An 18,079-nucleotide genomic window follows, 5' to 3' on the forward strand; every position below is an offset into this window, starting at 1 on the left:
GTTTATCCCTTCATTCTGATGGGGGGCGGCGACACCGCTTCAACGAAACGGCAACCGAAGCGGGATAATTTTTACATCCCCGCCGAATTTTGTAATCCTATTATAGAGTTACTAAAACACACGCCAAGGAAGGAAAGCTTTTCCCGATGAGCATACCGCAAATACCCGCCGCCCTGCTGTTTACCCTGCTGCTGGCGGGCTGCCAGTTCCACAAAACCGTGTTCCCGCCGCCGTATATCGGCACCCCGCAAGAGATCAGCACCTACGAAGTGAAAGGGCTGACGTTTGTCACCACCGTCACCTTCAGCGGCCTGTTCGCCGAAGATCTGGTGCGCGAATACGCACAGAAACATCACTATCGCTACTATGTGGTCACGATGCGCAGCAACGGTTTTAAAGACCGAAGTGAGCGCGATGATGTATCGGTAAGAGTACCGGCCTACAGCAGCAGGGCGTGCTGAAAACGAAGAGTCCCGGCACAAATTGGAATACGTGAGACCTCAGACAGACAGCAATGACACGGCGACAGTATTAGAAACCAGACCGAGACGATACATCGAGGTGAAGTACCCCAACGCAAAAGCCACTCCTCAAGAGTGGCTGCAGGGTGAATAGGTTCAGTCAATTTATGCCCATCACCTGGTTAGCCATCAGGCCTGTTTGGTGAGTCGGGTATAGTTTGCCTGCACTGTCGGCCCCCAAACACCGTCACGCTGCCGGACTTCACCCCCCACAATATCCTGGAACCCAACGCACTCGCCATGGACGCAAACAGCGGCGCTCAGAAGCTGACGCTCATTAACGCCATGGACTTGTAGATAGACGTCCGTCGGAAGCGGCTTTCCATTGGCGTCAATGGGGATTGCCAACATGCTTGCGCTATAGTTGCCAAACATCTCGTCGTCATTGAACTTGTAAAGCTCCACGTAGTTCTTCCAGACTTCAACGCCGTCGACTTTATAATGACATTGCTGTTCCGCTAAAGAGGCCCCCGCGTTGTCCTGCATCGCAATGGTGTCAAAGCTAAACTCAATCACTTGCTCGCTCATGGTATTACCCCTTTCAAATATCCATTTGGTCATCGGGCAACGACTCAATACTTGCCGATAACAATTCACTACTGACCGCTATCATTCAGCCGGCCAGTTTGACTATTTCGTTAGCATTACTCAGCGCCGATCAAAACAGTGATGCATTTTGGCGTTTGGCCACCATCATTTGTTTCACCGACCCCTTGAATAGAAACAGATTCATTAGCCTGAATGTATCCATTCCAGCTATTAGTTCCTGTATCTCCCATTGATGGGGCACCGGGAATAACAATGCCGGCAGCAGCGGCTTCCGCCACATTTACGCCATTAAAAATCACCTTGTGTTTAGCACGTGACTTCCCACCTTTAGCTACGGCTAAAAGCAATGGAACCGCAATGCGACGGCGGTAGGGAACCGGCGGAATGTTGAAAACATAGCCATTGTCCAAGAAGTGCGTTTCTGTAGCGTACATATTTAACCCCTTGTAATTTTTGATGTTATCGCATTCATCTCAGCGACACATAAACTCTACAGCAGAGTTGAAAATCGAGAAAACGATAGGGGTTGTAGCATGTCTGACACTACATCGCAGGCATAAGAAAGGTTAAAAACGAGGATCCCAAGACCCGTTCTCACTCCGCCACCAAATATACTGACTGTAACTGCTTCTCCCCCTAGCCACGCCTGCGATTTCCGCATACCTTACCTTTTGGCGACCAATTTCTTTGGTTCTGCCATACCGATCGCCGTTTTCCCTGCCTCGGGCAGCTATAATCCAAAAAGTGGAGTTTTTTGAAAACGATAAGGAGGGAGTATGTATAAAACTATCCTGGTTCCAGTCGATATTACCGAGCCGGAATTAACACAGCAGGTCATCCCGCATGTCAACGCGCTCGCCAGGCTCGAAGACTCCCACGTCCATTTCCTGGCGGTGATCCCGTCGCGCGCCACCTATGCCGCTTTCGGCTTTGCCGCCACGGCGGCGATAGAAACCAAAGACGAAATCATTGCGGTAGCAACCGAGGGGCTGGCAAAAGCGGCCAAAGAATTCAGCGTGCCTGAAGATAGAGTGACCACGCACGTTGCCGTCGGCGATCCCAAAGATCAGATCCTGGAGCTCGCCGATGCGCTCAACGCGGAGATTATCGTGATGGGTTCCAACCGCCCTTCTGCGATCACTTATCTCCTCGGCTCCAATGCCACCGCCGTCGTCCGCCACGCCAATTGCCCGGTGCTGGTGGTGCGTGAATCGGCTAACGCCACTCAGTGAACCTGTCCGACACCTCACACATATTTGAACCGTAAAAAAACGGGAGCCCTAAGGCTCCCGTTCTCATTTAACGCTTCAACACCATTACATGTGTTTTACGATAGCGTCGCCAAACTCTGAACATTTCAGCAGTTTAGCACCTTCCATCAGGCGTTCGAAGTCATAGGTCACGGTCTTGGCGGCGATGGCGCCTTCCATGCCTTTAACGATCAGGTCAGCCGCTTCGAACCAGCCCATGTGGCGCAACATCATCTCTGCAGACAGGATGATGGAGCCTGGGTTCACTTTGTCCTGGCCGGCGTACTTCGGCGCGGTGCCGTGAGTCGCTTCGAACAGGGCGCAGTCGGAGCCGATGTTGGCGCCCGGCGCGATGCCGATGCCGCCGACCTGGGCCGCCAGGGCGTCGGAGATGTAGTCGCCGTTCAGGTTCATACAGGCGATCACGTCGTATTCCGCCGGGCGCAGCAGGATCTGCTGCAGGAAGGCGTCGGCGATCACGTCTTTAACCACGATCTCTTTGCCGGTGTTCGGGTTCTTGATCTTCAGCCATGGGCCGCCGTCGATCAGCTCGCCGCCGAACTCTTCGCGCGCCAGCTCATAGCCCCAATCCTTGAAGGCACCTTCGGTGAACTTCATGATGTTGCCTTTGTGAACCAGGGTCACGGAGTCACGGTCGTTGGTGATGGCGTATTCGATCGCCGCACGCACCAGACGCTTGGTCCCTTCTTCGGAGCATGGCTTCACGCCGATACCGCACTGCTCCGGGAAGCGGATTTTCTTCACGCCCATTTCGTCGCGCAGGAATTTGATCACTTTGTCCGCTTCGGCGGAACCGGCTTTCCACTCGATGCCGGCGTAGATGTCTTCGGCGTTTTCGCGGAAGATCACCATGTCGGTCAGCTCAGGCTGTTTCACCGGGCTTGGGGTGCCCTGGTAGTAACGCACCGGGCGCAGGCACACGTACAGGTCCAGCTGCTGGCGCAGGGCCACGTTCAGAGAACGGATGCCGCCGCCGACCGGGGTGGTCAGAGGGCCTTTGATGGCGACGCGGTAGTCGCGGATCAGGTCCAGAGTTTCGTCCGGCAGCCACACGTCTTTACCGTAAACGTGGGTAGATTTTTCGCCGGTGTAGATTTCCATCCAGGAGATTTTACGTTCGCCGTGGTAAGCCTTTTTAACGGCCGCATCAACCACGTGGATCATGGCAGGAGTCACGTCAACGCCGATGCCGTCGCCTTCGATGAACGGAATGATCGGGTTATGAGGAACAACCAGTTTACCCTGGGCGTCAACCGTGATTTTTTTACCTTCTGCCGGAACAACTACTTTGCTTTCCATCAACCTCTCCTTCAAGCGCAATTTTGTTAATGCTTTGTAAGATGCGTGTAGATACTACTTGAATATTCGGTCCGCGCCAATCCGAAACGGATTCGGTTATAATGCGCTTATCATCCGTAATCTCAACCGTTATGAAAAAATTCTCTGTTAGAAATCACAACGTTAAACGATTCAGCAAGCCGAATGCCGCCAAACCCGCCGCGCAGAAGGGGCCGCGCCGCATTGTGTTATTCAACAAGCCCTTCGACGTGCTGCCGCAGTTCACCGATGAAGCCGGCCGCGCCACGCTGAAAGAGTACATCCCCTTCCCCGACGTTTACGCCGCCGGGCGCCTGGATCGCGACAGCGAGGGGCTGCTGGTGCTGACCAACGACGGCCAGCTGCAGGCGCAGCTCACCCAACCGGGCAAACGCACCGGCAAAATCTACTATGTGCAGGTCGAGGGCGCGCCGCAGGAGAGCGATTTGGCGCCGCTGCGCAGCGGCGTCACGCTGAAAGACGGCCCGACGCTGCCCGCCGGGGTGGAGTTGGTGGCCGAGCCGCAGTGGCTATGGCCGCGCAACCCGCCGATCCGCGAGCGTAAATCCATCCCCACCAGTTGGCTGAAAATCACCCTGTTCGAAGGGCGAAACCGCCAGGTGCGTCGCATGACGGCGCATATCGGGTTCCCTACCCTGCGCCTGATTCGCTACAGTATGGGTAATCTTTCGTTGGGTTCGCTGCAGCCTGGTGAATGGAAAACCATCGATTCCCTGTAGACCGGCAATTGAAGGAGGCGCCATGAAACACGTTCCGATCGCACTGCTGTTTACCGCCCTGGCGGCCCCGTTCGCCGCCCCTGCCGCCAGCTTCGACTGCGCCAAGGCGGCAGGCGGCGATGAGCGCGCCATCTGCGCCGACCGCACGCTGAACGATCTGGACGTGCAAATGGCCACCAAATATCAATTCCTGCGCGGCCTGTTCGCCATGGGCGCGCGCGGCGCGATGCAGGACAGCCAGCAAGCCTGGCTGACCAAGCGCCAGCGGTGCGGCGGTGACACCGCCTGCCTGCTGCAAAGTTACCGCACCCGCATCGCCGAGCTGGACGACATCTACCGGCGCATCGACAAACCGCTGTAAGGAGACCGCATGTTCAAACCGCACGTCACCGTCGCCTGCGTGGTGCACGCCGCCGGCAAATTTTTAATTGTCGAAGAAACCATCAACGGCAAAGCGCTGTGGAATCAGCCGGCCGGCCACCTGGAGGCCGACGAGACGCTGGTGCAGGCCGCCGAGCGCGAGCTGTGGGAGGAGACCGGCATCCGCGCCGCGCCGCAGGCGTTCCTGCGCCTGCACCAGTGGATCGCGCCGGATCGCACGCCGTTCCTGCGCTTCTGCTTCGTCATCGAGCTGGAACAGCCGCTGCCGACCGAGCCGCACGACAGCGACATCGATCGCTGCCTGTGGCTGAGCGCCGAAGAGATTTTGCAGGCGCCCAACCTGCGCTCCGCGCTGGTGGCGGAGAGCATTCGCAGCTATCAGCAGCCGGAGCGCTACCCGCTGTCGCTGGTCGGCAGCTTCGCCTGGCCGCATTAAGCGCGCCGGGCAGCACAAGATGAACAGTGCGCCGGCGCGGCCAACGTGGTAAAATCCTGCGCTTGTTTTTATCAGCACGGTTCGTGTTCAAGTTCGTGAGATCCCCATGTCAGACAACAGCCAGAAAAAAGTAATCGTCGGTATGTCCGGCGGCGTCGACTCTTCCGTTACCGCCTATCTGTTACAGCAACAGGGCTACCAGGTCGCTGGGCTGTTCATGAAGAACTGGGAAGAAGACGACGACGAAGAGTACTGCTCCGCCGCGACCGATCTGGCCGATGCGCAAGCGGTCTGCGACAAGCTGGGCATCGAACTGCACACGGTTAACTTTGCGGCGGAATACTGGGACAACGTGTTTGAGCTGTTCCTGGAAGAGTACAAGGCCGGCCGCACGCCGAACCCGGACATCCTGTGCAATAAAGAGATCAAATTCAAAGCCTTCCTGGAGTTCGCCGCCGAAGATCTGGGGGCCGATTTTATCGCCACCGGCCACTACGTGCGCCGCCAGGATGTGGACGGCAAGAGCCGCCTGCTGCGCGGCGTCGACGGCAACAAAGATCAGAGCTACTTCCTCTACACCCTGAGCCACGAGCAGGTGGCGCAGAGCCTGTTCCCGGTCGGCGAGCTGGAGAAGCCGGAGGTGCGCCGCATCGCCGAGCAACTGGAGCTGGTCACCGCCAAGAAGAAAGACTCTACCGGCATCTGCTTTATCGGCGAGCGCAAGTTCCGCGACTTCCTCGGCCGCTACCTGCCGGCGCAGCCGGGCCCGATCGTCAGCGTTGACGGCCAGACCGTCGGCGAACACCAGGGCCTGATGTATCACACCCTGGGCCAGCGCAAAGGGCTGGGTATCGGCGGCCTGAAAGACAGCAGCGAAGATCCGTGGTACGTGGTGGATAAAGACGTGGCCAACAACGTGCTGGTGGTCGCGCAGGGTCACGATCATCCGCGCCTGATGTCCGTAGGCCTTATCGCGCAGCAGCTGCACTGGGTGGATCGTCTGCCGCTGAGCGGCCCGTTCCGCTGCACGGTGAAGACCCGCTATCGCCAGCAGGATATCCCTTGCACCGTGACCCCGCTCGACGACGAACGCATCGAAGTGCGTTTCGACGAGCCGGTCTCCGCCGTCACCCCCGGTCAGTCGGCGGTATTCTACCAGGGCGAAATCTGCCTCGGCGGCGGCATCATCGAACAGCGTCTGGCGTAACTGCCAGGCAAAAGAAAAACGCTGCGGTTACCGCAGCGTTTTTTTATTCAGAATTCCACCTGCGCCCCCAGCTCGATCACCCGGTTCGGCGGGATTTCGAACAGGTCCGGCGCCCGCAGCGCGTTGCGCTGCAACAGCTGGAACACCTTGCCGCGCACGCGCAGATACCAGGGCCGTTTGCCCAGCACCAGCGTATCGCGCGACATGAAGAACGAGGTCTCGTTCATGGTGAAGCTCATCCCCTCCAGCCCGCAGCGGTAAAGAATGTCCGTCACGTTGGGCGTCTCGCGCCAGCCGTAGCTCGCCACCACCCGCCAGAAACTCGCCGACAGCTGTTCGATCGCCACCCGCTGCACGTTGTGCACGTACGGCATGTCGGTGGTGACGATGGTCAGCAATACCACGCGCTCGTGCAGCACCTTGTTATGCTTCAGGTTATGCAACAGCACCAGCGGCACCGCATGCGGCGTGCGCTCCATAAACACCGCGGTGCCCGGCACCCGCTTCGGCGGCGCCTTCTCCAGCGACTCGATCAGCGCGCTCAGCCCTTCCTGATTGTCGCGCAATCGGCGGATCAGGCGCGAACGCTCGGTCTTCCAGGTCAGCATGATCAGCAGAATGATTAGCCCGAGCGCCACCGGCAGCCAGCCGCCGGTCGCCAGCTTGATCAGGTTGGCGCCGAACAGCGGCACGTCGATGCACAGCATGACCAGCAGCATCAGCCCGCCCAGATAGCGCGGCCAGCCCCAGTTTTTCACCGCCACGATGCTCAGCAGAATCGACGACAGCAGCATGGTGCCGGTTACCACGATGCCGTAGGCCGAGGCCAGGTTGCTGGAGTGTTTGAAGCTGACGATCACGATCAGCACCGCCGCGAACAGCAGCCAGTTCACCACCGGAATGTAGATCTGCCCGGACTCCTGATCGGAGGTATAGATGATGCGCATCGGCGGCAGGTAACCCAGCCGCACCGCCTGCCGCGTCAGCGAGAACACGCCGGAGATAACCGCCTGCGAGGCGATCACCGTCGCCAGCGTAGCGATCACCAGCAGCGGGATCAGCGCCCAGGTCGGCGCCAGCAGGAAGAACGGGTTATTGATCGCCGCCGGGTTGGCCAGCAGCAGCGCCCCCTGGCCGAAGTAGTTCAACACCAGCGCCGGCGCCACCAGCGTAAACCACGCCAGACGGATCGGTTTTTTACCGAAGTGGCCCATATCGGCGTACAGCGCTTCAGCGCCGGTGACCGACAGCACCACCATGCCCAGCGCAAAGAACGACACGGCCTTGTATTCGAGGAAGAAATTCACCGCCCAGTAAGGGTTCAGCGCCCGCAGCACGCCGGGGTGATGCAAAATGCCGCCGAGGCCCAGCAGCGCCAGCGTCAGGAACCAGATAACCATCGCCGGGGCGAACAGTTTGCCGACGCTGCCGGTGCCGCGTTTTTGGATCGCGAACAATGCGGTCAGCACCAGCAGCGACAGCGGTACGATAAAGCTGTCCAGCTCGGGGGCGATAATCTGCAGCCCCTCGATGGCCGAGAGCACCGAAATGGCCGGGGTGATCACCCCATCGCCGTAAAAGAAGCTGCCGCCCACCAGCCCGATCAGCACCGCCGCCGGCACCCAGCGCGCATCCAGCTTGCGGATCGCCAGCGACATCAGCGTCAGAATGCCTCCCTCGCCGTCGTTGTCGGCGCGCATCACGAAACAAATGTATTTAATGGACACCACCAGCGTCAGCAGCCAGAAAATCAGCGATAAAAAGCCGTAAATCGAGGCCGGCGTCAGAGTGATGCCCTCCTCCGCCGTCAGGCATTCGCGCAGGGTATACAGCGGGCTGGTGCCGATATCGCCGTACACCACGCCGATGGCCGCCAGCGTCACCGCCGGCAGTGGCTGCTTGTTTTTTACGTGCATATAAAGGTCTTTATTTGAGGGTTCACGTTGGCAGTATAGATGCAGCCGCCGCACTTTATTTGCCGCAGCAACAATAAGTTCGCGCCGCCGCGCCGGCGATTTTCGTCGCCTATTTGCGCAGTTCTGCGCCGCACGGCGCCTCCGCCTCACCGCAGACGTATTAGACGCTGGGTTTACCCTCGATTTTGTGGCATGATCCGCGGCATTCGTTGTCATCGTTGTTACAGCCACGCCCGATCGTTACCGTTCGCGGCCGCCGCCGTTACCCCTGCGATACACACAACCTTATGCAGTAAGCCATGTACCGTTCACCGCGTTTACAGGAGTCATCGTGGCGAAGAATTATTATGACATCACGCTGGCCATGGCGGGCATCAGCCAGTCGGCGCGTTTGGTTCAGCAGTTGGCCCATGAAGGGCAATGCAACCGCGAAGCGTTTCAGACCTCGCTGAAAAGCCTGCTGCAAATGGATCCGCCCTCCACGCTGGCGGTGTTCGGCGGCGAAGAACGCAATTTGATGGTCGGCCTCGAAACCCTGATGGGCGTGCTGAATGCCAACAACAAAGGGCCGGGCGCGGAACTGACCCGCTACACCATCAGCCTGATGGTGCTGGAGCGCAAGCTCAACGCCAACAAACAGGCGATGAACACGCTCGGCGAACGCCTCGGCCAGCTCGAGCGCCAGCTGGCGCACTTCGATCTTGAGTCGGACACCATCATCAGCGCGCTGGCCGGCATTTACGTCGACGTGGTCAGCCCGCTCGGGCCGCGCATCCAGGTGACCGGCTCGCCGGCCATCCTGCAGAACCCGCAGGTGCAGGCCAAGGTTCGCGCCACGCTGCTGGCCGGCATTCGCGCCGCCGTGCTGTGGCAACAGGTCGGCGGCAGCCGCCTGCAGTTAATGTTTTCCCGTAATCGTCTGTTCAAGCAGGCGCAAAATATCGTTGCTCATTGTTAATCGATCCCAGGAGTTGCTACCGATGGAATTATCCTCACTGACCGCCGTTTCCCCCGTTGATGGACGCTACGGTGATAAAGTCAGCGCACTGCGCCCCATTTTCAGCGAATACGGTCTGCTGAAATTCCGCGTACAGGTTGAAGTACGTTGGCTGCAAAAACTGGCCGCCTGCGCAGAAATCAAGGAAGTTCCCGCTTTTGACGCCGACGCAAACGCTTTCCTCGACAAAATCGTCGCGGAATTCAATGAAGAAGACGCACAGCGCATCAAAACCATCGAGCGCACCACCAACCACGACGTGAAAGCGGTCGAGTATTTCCTGAAGGAAAAAGTGGCGGCGGTGCCTGCGCTGCACGCGGTGTCCGAGTTCATCCACTTCGCCTGCACCTCCGAAGACATCAACAACCTGTCGCACGCGCTGATGCTGCAAAGCGCCCGTCAGGACGTGGTGCTGCCTTACTGGCGCAAGATCATCGACGCGCTGAAAGGGCTGGCGCAGGAATACCGCGATATCCCGCTGCTGTCGCGCACCCACGGCCAGCCGGCGACCCCGTCAACCGTCGGTAAAGAGTTCGCCAACGTGGCTTACCGCATGGAGCGCCAGTACCGCCAACTGGAGCGCGTGGAGATCATGGGTAAAATCAACGGTGCGGTCGGCAACTACAACGCCCACATCGTCGCCTACCCGGAAGTGGACTGGCATCAGTTCAGCGAAGCGTTCGTCACCTCGCTCGGCATCACCTGGAACCCGTACACCACCCAGATCGAACCGCATGACTACATCGCCGAACTGTTCGACTGCGTAGCGCGTTTCAACACCATTCTGATCGACTTCGACCGCGACATCTGGGGCTACATCGCCCTGAACCACTTCAAGCAGAAGACCATCGCCGGCGAAATCGGTTCTTCCACCATGCCGCACAAGGTCAACCCGATCGACTTCGAAAACTCCGAAGGCAACCTGGGGCTGGCCAACGCCGTGCTGGGCCACCTGGCGGGCAAACTGCCGGTGTCCCGCTGGCAGCGCGACCTGACCGACTCCACCGTGCTGCGTAACCTGGGCGTGGGCCTGGGTTACGCGCTGATCGCCTATCAGGCCACCCTGAAGGGCATCAGCAAGCTGGAAGTCAACCAGGCGCACCTGCTGGACGAACTGGATCACAACTGGGAAGTGCTGGCCGAGCCGATCCAGACCGTGATGCGCCGCTACGGCATCGAAAAGCCTTACGAGAAGCTGAAAGAGCTGACCCGCGGCAAGCGCGTGGACGCCGCCGGCATGCAGGCGTTCATCGATGGCCTGGCGCTGCCGGAAGAAGAGAAAACCCGTCTGAAGGCGATGACCCCGGCCAACTATATCGGCCGCGCCACCACCATGGTCGACGAGCTGAAGTAAGCGCGTTAGACCCACAACGACAAGGCGGCCCACGGGCCGCCTTTTTGCTTATTATTCGCCGCGCAACACCTGCAGCCGGGCTATCTGCCGCCCCTGCGCATCGAAGTTGTCCGCACTCAGCCAACGCGCCAACGCCTGCCGCACCGCCGGCCAACGGTCAATGGTGATGGCGAACCAGTCGGTATCCCGGCTGCGCCCCTTGACGATCACCGCAAAGCGGAAGTTGCCCTCGTAACGGAAGCCGAAGCGCAGCGCGGCCTGGCGCGATGGAGCGTTATGGCTGTCGCACTTCCATTCACAGCGGCGATAGCCCAGCGTGTCGAAGGCATAACGCAGCAGCAGCGCGATGGCTTCGGTGGCGCTGGAGCGCTGTTTCATCAACGGTGACCAGCTGACGTGGCCGATCTCCAGCACGCCGTTGGCCTCGTCGATGCGCATCAGCGCCACCGTCCCCACCGGCGCGTCGCTGGCGGCGTCGAACACCGTCAGATTGACCAGCGTCGGGTTGGCCTGCAGCGTCTCCAGGTGCTGCAACATCGCCGCCGGCGTGTCGGGCCGTTCGATAGACAGATAGGTCCAGTCGCGGCCGTCCGGCGCCAGCTGGAAAGCGTCATACAGCGCGGCGTAATCCCGCTGCGGATCGAGCGGCGCCAGTGAACAGAAACGCCCGCCGAGCGTTGCGCCGCCCGGGCGGCGAGCCGGCTGCCAATCCGGCATCGGTTCGCCAATCGGCTGACCATAACGATTCATTGCCATACGCGCCTCCTGCGGTTAACGGGTATACACGATAAACGAGCTTCTTCTGCCGATTTTGTCGTACAGCGAACGCGCCGGCGCGTTGTACTCCTGGGTCATCCAATAGACCCGATCGCTGCCGCGCGCCTCCGCCAGCCGATACGCCTGTTCGAACAGTTTTTCCGACACTTTATGGCCGCGCGCCTGCGGCGACACATAAAGATCTTCGATATAACAATAGCCCACCGCGCTCCAGGTGGACGGATGGAATACCAGGTTCATCAGCCCCAGCAGCCGGCCGTCGGCATCCTCCGCCACCAGCCCGTACACCTGTTCATCCTGCCCCAAACGTTCGAAGGTGCGATCGGTCACCTGCGGCGCCACCTCGGCGCGGTAAAAGTCGAGATAGCCCTGCCACAACGCCAGCCATTGCGCTCTGTCGTCGCCATTGATTCTGCGGATGGTCACTTCACGATTTGATGGGTTCATAGCGCCTCACGGGGTTAAGATATTATTTCCATTAGGGAAATAACCGAATAGCGGCAGAATACACCGCGCAGCGACGGCGTAATACGGACCAATTCAAAACGCCGGGCAGACCAATTTTAACCGCCGTTTTCCCGCGGCAGCGCGTTGAACACCTGTGCCAGCGTGGCGATAAAACGCACGATCTCGTCCGGCGTGTAGGCCGAGAAACCGAGCACCAGCGCCCCGCGCTGCGGCGCACCGGTGTAAAAGTCCGCCAGGCCGTACAGCCGCATTCCCCGTTCGGCAGCGGCCGCCACCAGCCGTCGCTCCGTCGCCGCATCCGCCAACGGGCAAACCAGCTGCAGGCCGCCCTGCGGCAGCGGCGGGCGCGTCCAGGCCGCGAGATACCGGTGTACCGCGCCGTACAGCGCATCCAACCTTGCCTTGTACAGCGTGCGCATATTGCGCAGATGCTCGGCGTAGCCGCCCTCGTGCAGGCAGTGGAACAGCGTCATCTGCGCCAGCGCCGAGGTGTAGCCGTCCTGAAACTGCCTGGCGGCGACCAATGGCCGCACCAGCTGCGGCGGCGCAATCATGAAGCCGATGCGCAGCCCCGGAAACAGCGTCTTGCTGAAGGTGCCGATGTACAGCGTGCGCCCGCCGCTGTCCAGCCCCTGCAGCGCCGCCTTGGTTTGTCGATCGTAGTTGAACTCGGCGTCATAATCGTCTTCGATGATCCAGGCCCGCCGACGCTGGGCCCACTGCAACAGCGCCAGACGCCGCTCGAGGCTCAGCGAGTACCCCAGCGGGTAGTGATGGGACGGCGTGATGTAAACGCCCCGCCCGCCGCCCGAAGCCTGCATCAGTTGCCCGACGTCCAGCCCCTGCTCATCAATGCCGATCGGCCGCGCCTGCAGCCCCGCCGACTGCACCAGCTTTTTCGCCCCCTGGTAACCCGGCTCTTCGACGAATACCGCATCGCCGGGATCGAACAGCACCTGCGTGCACAGCGCCAGCGCCTGCTGAGAGCTGGTGACCACGATCACCTGCTCCGCCGTCGCCTTGACGCCCCGCTCCCGCTGCAAATAGTGCGCGATCTCCGCACGCAGCTCCGGCAAGCCCTGCGGATCGGCATACCCCAACAGCCGCTCGCCGTGCCGCCGCAGCGCCAGCTTTTCCCACTGCAGCCATGAATCGATGGGAAACGCCCGCAGATCCGCCAGCGAGGGCGTCAACGAGGCCTGGCGGCTGGTGTGCGGCGTATGGCTGACCGCCAGCAACGCCCGGCCGCGATCGCTTAACTCGCGTTCCGCCAGCCGCGCCTCCTGGCCTGCCTGCGTCGCCAGCAGTTCACGGCCGAGCAGCGTATCGCAGCGATAACGCACAAAGCTGCCGCGCCCCACCGTTCGGCTGATGAACCCCTCCGCCTCCAGCCGCGCGTAGGTCTGTTCCACCGTGTCACGCGCCACCGCCAGCCGGGCCGCCAACACGCGGCTCGGCGGCAGCTTCGCCCGCCACGGCAGTTCCCCGGCGGTGATGAGCCGCAACAGGGCCTGGTGCAGCGCCGAACGTCGGGTCAGCCCCTGCTGACGCTGCTGGGTGAAGGCTGCCAGGATTGCCGCGTCGTCCGCGTGTCGTGGGGTGTCACTCATGGGCAGTCTGTTTCTCCGAGCCTGGGGCGATTGCACACTACTCTACCTCATTTTCTCCCAGCGGCGGCGGCAGTTGCGCTGCCCGGCGAAATCCCCTTAAATAAGCCATCGCATTGCGGCTACAGGACTTCCGTCAGCTATGAGCAAGGAGATCAACCAGCGTCTGCTGGAAAAACTGCTGCAGGATCTGGCCAGCGCGGGCGCGATGCCGTTGTATCTGCGCTTTAACGCCTCGGTGCGCCAGGCTATCGAGCAAGGATTGCTGAGCGCGGGGGATTTCCTGCCCAGCGAGCGCCTGTTCACCGAACGGCTCGGCATCTCGCGCATCACGGTGCGCAAAGCACTGGCCTGCCTTGAGCAAGACGGCATCATTGGCCGTTCACGCGGCTACGGCACCTTCATCCAGCCGCAACGGCCCGCGCCGAAGCTGCGCTATTCCTTAGCGGACATCAAAGGGTTCTCGCGCGAGGCGGCGCAACAGGGGCGTCAGCCGGACACGCAATGGATCAGCCGCGAGCGGGTGCCGGCCAGCGCCGAACTGGCGGAAAGGCTCCAGCTGGCGGTTGGAGCGCCGATCTACCAACTCAAACGCATTCACTTTATCGATCGGCGGCCGATGTCGGTGGCGGTGTCCTACGTGGTGGCGGCGGCGATTGCCAACATCGACGAGATTGGCATCTCGCTCTACGACTACTTCCGGCGCAATAGCGTGGAGATGGGCTCGCTGCGCAGCCAGGTCAGCGCGGCGATGGCCGACGACGATATCCGCCAGGCGCTGCAGCTATCAGAACCGATGCCGCTGCTGATCGTGCGCCAGACGTTGTTCGACCACCGCAAGAAGCCTGTCGAATACAGCGAAAGCTTCTGCCGCAGCGACATGTACGAATTTACCAGCGAAAGCTGACCCGTTGCACCTTGCGGCGGCTCACGCCTCGCCCTGCCGGCGGCGGCGAAAACGCACGAACGCCTGGGCATACGCCTCAACGTCCAGCGGATTCACCCGTTTTAACTCCGCCAGCAATCCGGGTTCGATCGCTTCTGCACCGTGCAGCGCACCGCAGACAGCGGTGGCCATCGCGCCGATGGTGTCAGTATCGCCGCCCAGGTTGGCGCACAGCACCGCGCAACGGGTAGGATCGGTTTGCGCCAGCTGCACCATCGCCAGCGCCGCCGGCACCGACTCGATGGTGCTCACCCCGGCGCCGATCAGTTGATATATCCGCTCAGAGGTCTGCTCGGGATCGGCGGCCTCATCCACCACCTGAAACGCCAACTCGATGCGCGCCGCCAGCGAGGGGCTGAACGTCGTCTCCTGCCGGCGCTGGGCATACTCCGCCACGCCCGGCAGCGCCTGGCGAATCGAGGCCCAGTCCGCGCCCTCCACCGCTCGCGCGACGGCCCAGGCGATCGCCACCGCACCGGCGACGGCGATGTCGGATTTGTGCGTCGGGCTGGAGGCCAGCCACACCTGCTGGCAGAAATCCTCCAGCGGCGCGGACGGCAGCACGCAGCCCAAAGGCGAAATGCGCATCGCCGCGCCATTGGTGATGCCGTTGTTTTCCAACTCGGCGATCGGCGTGCCCGCCTTCTGCTCGCTCAACGCCAGTTTGGAACTGGGGCCGAGAATATTCTTGTTGAAGGCGTCAAAACTGTCCACCCAGCGGATCACGTTGCGGGCGATCAGTTCCGGCACCACCTCGCCTTCCGCTTCCCGCAACGCATCGGCCAGCGCTAACGCCATCGCGGTATCGTCGGTATATTGCCCGGCCTTGAAGTAACAGGCGGCGGTGTTCTCTGCCGGCCCATCGAGAAAGCCGTCTATCCAGCCGAAATGGCGCTTAACCCGCTCGCGCGGCCACAGCTCGGAAGGCATGCCGAGCGCGTCGCCCAGCATCTGTCCGTAAAGTGCGCCCGCTATGCGTTCTGCCTGGGTTAATTGCTTCATCCGTCGCTCCTGAGAAAATGTACCGTTGCCTCAATAATACCTTATTAGTACCTTTAAAGCTTATCAAGCGCCCCGGCTCACACTTCCCTTTCGCGGGCAATGCCTGGGGCGTTTAAGTTGCGTTTAATGTTGCCCCGCCGCTGTTTATCCGACGTTTATCAGAGCTTGTCGATAATGTCGGCGAACAAATTGATAACGCTTATTTTAATACATTGCTTCGGCTCTCTTGCTAGCCGGGCGGGTTATACCTACCATAGCCTCAGCACTTTTTGTCAAAATGGTTCAGGTGGCCGCGTTATTCCCTGACACGCCGCAGAGCGTGTTCCCTTTTATCGCGTGGGTGACAGGACGTTCACCCGCATAGTCACAGGAGTTCGCCATGCGAGTACTGGTTGTTGAAGATAATGGTTTGCTGCGTCACCACCTTTCCGTTCAGATGCGCGAGATGGGCCATCAGGTCGACGCGGCCGAAGACGCCAAGGAAGCCGATTATTTCCTGCAGGAACACGCGCCGGATATCGCCATCGTCGATCTCGGCCTGCCGGGTGAAGACGGCCTGAGCCTGATCCGCCGCTGGCGCGCCCATCAGACCAAGCTGCCGATCCTGGTGCTGACCGCCCGCGAAAGCTGGCAGGACAAAGTGGCGGTGCTGGAAGCCGGCGCCGACGACTATGTCACCAAGCCGTTCCACCTGGAAGAAGTGATCGCCCGCATGCAGGCGCTGATGCGCCGCAACAGCGGCCTGGCTTCGCAAGTGATCGTGCTGCCGCCGTTCCAGATCGATCTGTCGCGCCGCGAACTGAGCGTCAACGATCAACAGATCAAGCTGACCGCCTTTGAATACACCATCATCGAGACCCTGATCCGCAACGCCGGCAAGGTGGTGAGCAAGGATTCGTTGATGCTGCAGCTCTACCCGGACGCCGAACTGCGTGAAAGCCACACCATCGACGTGCTGATGGGCCGCTTGCGCAAGAAAGTGCAGGCGGAATACCCGCATGAAGTGATCACCACGGTACGTGGCCAGGGCTATCGTTTTGACGCGAAGTGAACATGATGTTCAACAAGAATAAAAAACCGTTTTCGCTGCGTGCCCGCTTCCTGATGGCGACCGCCGGGGTGATCCTGGCGCTGTCGCTCTCTTACGGTTTGGTGGCGGTCGTCGGCTATATCGTCAGCTTCGACAAAACCGCCTTCCGTTTGCTGCGCGGCGAGAGCAACCTGTTCTTCAGCCTGGCGCAGTGGAAAGACAACAAGCTCACCATCGCCATTCCCCCCGATCTCGATCTCAACTTCCCGACGCTGGTATTTATCTACGACGATAAAGGCAACCTGCTGTGGAGCCAGCGCAAGGTGCCGGAGCTCGAGAAGCTGATCAACAAGGAATGGCTGGAGGAGTCCGGCTTCTACGAAATCGACACCGACACCCGCGTCAGTAGCGAAGTGCTGGGGGACAACCCCAAAGCGCAGGATCAGCTGAAGAATTACGACGATACCGATCAGAACGCGCTGACCCACTCGGTGGCGGTCAACACCTATGCCGCCACGCCTCGCCTGCCGGCGCTGACCATCGTGGTGGTCGACAGCATTCCGCAGGAGCTGCAGCGCTCCGACGTGGTGTGGGAGTGGTTCAGCTACGTGCTGTTGGCCAACCTGCTGCTGGTGGTGCCGCTGCTGTGGCTGGCGGCCTACTGGAGCCTGCGGCCGATCAAGGCGCTGGTCAATCAGGTGGGCGAGCTGGAGAACGGCGAGCGCGATCAGCTCGACGAAAATCCACCCAGCGAGCTGCGCGGGCTGGTGCGCAATCTGAACATTCTGGTGCGCAACGAGCGCCAGCGCTACACCAAATATCGCACCACCCTGTCGGATCTGACCCACAGCCTGAAAACGCCGCTGGCGGTGCTGCAAAGCACCCTGCGCTCGCTGCGCAGCGGCAAGCAAACCACCATCGAAGAAGCCGAGCCGATCATGCTGGATCAGATCGGGCGCATCTCGCAGCAGATCGGTTACTACCTGCACCGGGCCAGCATCAACTCCGGCCAGACGGTGTTGACGCGCGAGATCCACTCGGTGCCGGCGCTGCTCGACAGCCTGGTGGTGGCGCTGAACAAGGTTTACCAGCGCAAAGGGGTGGCGATCACGCTGGACATCTCGCCGGAAGTGACCTTTATGGGCGAGAAGAACGATTTTATGGAAGTGATGGGCAACGTGTTGGAAAACGCCTGCAAATACTGCCTGGAGTTCGTGGAGATCACCTCGCTGCACTCCGAGAAAAACCTCACCATCGTTATCGACGACGACGGCCCGGGCATCCCGGAAAGCAAGCGCCAGCTGATTTTCCAGCGCGGCCAGCGGGTGGATACCCTGCGCCCCGGCCAGGGCCTTGGCCTGTCGGTGGCGGCGGAGATCATCGAGCAATACGACGGCGAAATCGTCATCAGCGACAGCCCGCTCGGCGGCGCGCGCATGCAGGTCACCTTCGCCCGCCAGCACGACACCCACCACAACGAGTAAATTATGCAGCTGCGGCCCCGATCCACGGGGCCAAACTTCCGTTATAATCGCACTCAGGCTCACTCCCCTATCCTGG

At 60.5% G+C, this 18,079-nt stretch carries 19 protein-coding genes; 11 read left to right on the top strand and 8 right to left on the bottom strand.

Annotated elements, in window-relative coordinates:
* The first annotated feature begins 146 nt into the window (after positions 1-146).
* The gene (locus ACOWVD_RS06350; RefSeq protein WP_421105506.1) at positions 147-461 is read left to right on the top strand and encodes a hypothetical protein; all 315 of its coding nucleotides are present in this window, start codon (positions 147-149) and stop codon (positions 459-461) included.
* A gap of 189 nt (positions 462-650) precedes the next feature.
* Here ACOWVD_RS06350 and ACOWVD_RS06355 read toward each other — a convergent pair whose 3' ends face one another.
* Positions 651-1,049: a hypothetical protein gene (locus tag ACOWVD_RS06355; protein WP_164095012.1), complete on the bottom strand. Its 399-nt coding sequence runs from the start codon at positions 1,047-1,049 to the stop codon at positions 651-653.
* 116 nt (positions 1,050-1,165) lie between these two features.
* Positions 1,166-1,504, bottom strand: coding sequence for a hypothetical protein (locus tag ACOWVD_RS06360; protein ID WP_049208761.1), 339 nt, complete (start codon positions 1,502-1,504; stop codon positions 1,166-1,168).
* Positions 1,505-1,846: 342 nt separating this feature from the next.
* On the opposite strand from ACOWVD_RS06360, the gene uspF reads away from it, so the two are divergent.
* The gene (gene uspF, locus ACOWVD_RS06365; protein WP_004941216.1) at positions 1,847-2,302 is read left to right on the top strand and encodes a universal stress protein UspF; all 456 of its coding nucleotides are present in this window, start codon (positions 1,847-1,849) and stop codon (positions 2,300-2,302) included.
* 84 nt (positions 2,303-2,386) lie between these two features.
* Here the strand turns inward: uspF and icd are convergent, their stop codons facing one another.
* Complete coding sequence (gene icd, locus ACOWVD_RS06370) at positions 2,387-3,640, bottom strand: NADP-dependent isocitrate dehydrogenase (RefSeq protein WP_015377612.1); 1,254 nt, start codon at positions 3,638-3,640, stop codon at positions 2,387-2,389.
* 131 nt (positions 3,641-3,771) lie between these two features.
* Here icd and rluE point away from each other — a divergent pair, with 131 nt between their 5' ends.
* The 4 genes from rluE (at position 3,772) to mnmA (ending at position 6,422) form a co-directional block, all read left to right on the top strand.
* Complete coding sequence (gene rluE, locus ACOWVD_RS06375) at positions 3,772-4,398, top strand: 23S rRNA pseudouridine(2457) synthase RluE (RefSeq protein ID WP_049240217.1); 627 nt, start codon at positions 3,772-3,774, stop codon at positions 4,396-4,398.
* Between the two features lie 22 nt (positions 4,399-4,420).
* Entirely contained in the window at positions 4,421-4,759 is a 339-nt protein-coding gene (locus tag ACOWVD_RS06380; RefSeq protein ID WP_049240218.1) for a lysozyme inhibitor LprI family protein, read from the top strand.
* Between the two features lie 9 nt (positions 4,760-4,768).
* Complete coding sequence (locus tag ACOWVD_RS06385; RefSeq protein ID WP_049240219.1) at positions 4,769-5,215, top strand: NUDIX hydrolase; 447 nt, start codon at positions 4,769-4,771, stop codon at positions 5,213-5,215.
* Positions 5,216-5,321: 106 nt separating this feature from the next.
* The gene (gene mnmA / locus ACOWVD_RS06390; protein ID WP_015377608.1) at positions 5,322-6,422 is read left to right on the top strand and encodes a tRNA 2-thiouridine(34) synthase MnmA; all 1,101 of its coding nucleotides are present in this window, start codon (positions 5,322-5,324) and stop codon (positions 6,420-6,422) included.
* Positions 6,423-6,469: 47 nt separating this feature from the next.
* Here the strand turns inward: mnmA and kup are convergent, their stop codons facing one another.
* A complete protein-coding gene (gene kup, locus ACOWVD_RS06395; protein WP_015377607.1) occupies positions 6,470-8,338 on the bottom strand; it encodes a low affinity potassium transporter Kup in 1,869 nt (622 codons plus the stop codon).
* Between the two features lie 331 nt (positions 8,339-8,669).
* Here kup and hflD point away from each other — a divergent pair, with 331 nt between their 5' ends.
* Entirely contained in the window at positions 8,670-9,296 is a 627-nt protein-coding gene (gene hflD, locus ACOWVD_RS06400; RefSeq protein ID WP_004941196.1) for a high frequency lysogenization protein HflD, read from the top strand.
* 22 nt (positions 9,297-9,318) lie between these two features.
* On the top strand, positions 9,319-10,689 hold the full coding sequence (gene purB / locus ACOWVD_RS06405) for an adenylosuccinate lyase (RefSeq protein WP_004941193.1): 1,371 nt from the start codon (positions 9,319-9,321) through the stop codon (positions 10,687-10,689).
* Positions 10,690-10,740: 51 nt separating this feature from the next.
* Here the strand turns inward: purB and ACOWVD_RS06410 are convergent, their stop codons facing one another.
* The 3 genes from ACOWVD_RS06410 to ACOWVD_RS06420 form a co-directional block, all read right to left on the bottom strand.
* Positions 10,741-11,445, bottom strand: coding sequence for a GNAT family N-acetyltransferase (locus ACOWVD_RS06410; RefSeq protein ID WP_033633284.1), 705 nt, complete (start codon positions 11,443-11,445; stop codon positions 10,741-10,743).
* Positions 11,446-11,460: 15 nt separating this feature from the next.
* The gene (locus ACOWVD_RS06415; RefSeq protein WP_015377605.1) at positions 11,461-11,913 is read right to left on the bottom strand and encodes a GNAT family N-acetyltransferase; all 453 of its coding nucleotides are present in this window, start codon (positions 11,911-11,913) and stop codon (positions 11,461-11,463) included.
* Positions 11,914-12,029: 116 nt separating this feature from the next.
* Positions 12,030-13,544 (bottom strand): PLP-dependent aminotransferase family protein, encoded by a 1,515-nt coding sequence (locus tag ACOWVD_RS06420; RefSeq protein ID WP_049240220.1) that lies wholly within the window; start codon positions 13,542-13,544, stop codon positions 12,030-12,032.
* A 139-nt stretch (positions 13,545-13,683) separates the two neighbouring features.
* Here ACOWVD_RS06420 and ACOWVD_RS06425 point away from each other — a divergent pair, with 139 nt between their 5' ends.
* Positions 13,684-14,448, top strand: a complete 765-nt coding sequence (locus tag ACOWVD_RS06425; protein ID WP_049240221.1) for a GntR family transcriptional regulator — start codon at positions 13,684-13,686, stop codon at positions 14,446-14,448.
* 21 nt (positions 14,449-14,469) lie between these two features.
* Here the strand turns inward: ACOWVD_RS06425 and ACOWVD_RS06430 are convergent, their stop codons facing one another.
* A complete protein-coding gene (locus ACOWVD_RS06430; protein WP_049240222.1) occupies positions 14,470-15,489 on the bottom strand; it encodes an ADP-ribosylglycohydrolase family protein in 1,020 nt (339 codons plus the stop codon).
* A 379-nt stretch (positions 15,490-15,868) separates the two neighbouring features.
* Between ACOWVD_RS06430 and phoP the strand changes: the two genes are divergently transcribed.
* On the top strand, positions 15,869-16,540 hold the full coding sequence (gene phoP / locus ACOWVD_RS06435) for a two-component system response regulator PhoP (protein WP_004941169.1): 672 nt from the start codon (positions 15,869-15,871) through the stop codon (positions 16,538-16,540).
* 5 nt (positions 16,541-16,545) lie between these two features.
* Positions 16,546-18,003 (top strand): two-component system sensor histidine kinase PhoQ, encoded by a 1,458-nt coding sequence (gene phoQ / locus ACOWVD_RS06440; RefSeq protein WP_049240262.1) that lies wholly within the window; start codon positions 16,546-16,548, stop codon positions 18,001-18,003.
* Positions 18,004-18,079: the final 76 nt, after the last annotated feature.

This window comes from Serratia sp. SA088 (assembly GCF_049065515.1).
GTDB lineage: Bacteria > Pseudomonadota > Gammaproteobacteria > Enterobacterales > Enterobacteriaceae > Serratia > Serratia nematodiphila.